The 389-nt window shown below is 46.0% G+C and carries 1 pseudogene; it reads left to right on the top strand.

From position 1 onward, the window contains the following. Positions 1–389: pseudogene (locus tag E3E51_RS12975) on the top strand (UDP-N-acetyl-D-mannosamine dehydrogenase); the annotation flags it as partial.

Raw genomic sequence — 389 nt, 5'->3', positions numbered from 1 at the left:
CTACCCTTTCAGGAACCGGGACTGGAAGAGCTGTTTGAAAAAGCAAAACAAAACTTTAAGGCGACAACAGAGGTCGAAGAGAGCGATGTATTCCTGATAGCAGTTCCAACGCCACTTGACGAAAAGACAAAGGCGGCTGATTTAAGGTACGTAAGATCCGCGTCAGAAATGATAGTTCCACACTTGAGGAAGGAAAATCTTGTAATACTGGAATCCACAGTTCCGCCAAAAACAACGGAACGTCTTCTCATCCCGATCCTTGAAAAGAGTGGTCTAAAAGCCGGGAAAGACTTCCACGTTGTTCACTGTCCGGAGAGAGCAATCCCCGGCAAAACGATTCACGAGATGATCTACAACGACAGGATAATCGGTGGTATCACAAAGGAATC

The organism is Thermococcus sp. 21S7 (genome assembly GCF_012027615.1).
Classification (GTDB): domain Archaea; phylum Methanobacteriota_B; class Thermococci; order Thermococcales; family Thermococcaceae; genus Thermococcus.
This window is presented reverse-complemented; position numbering and strand designations above follow the sequence as displayed.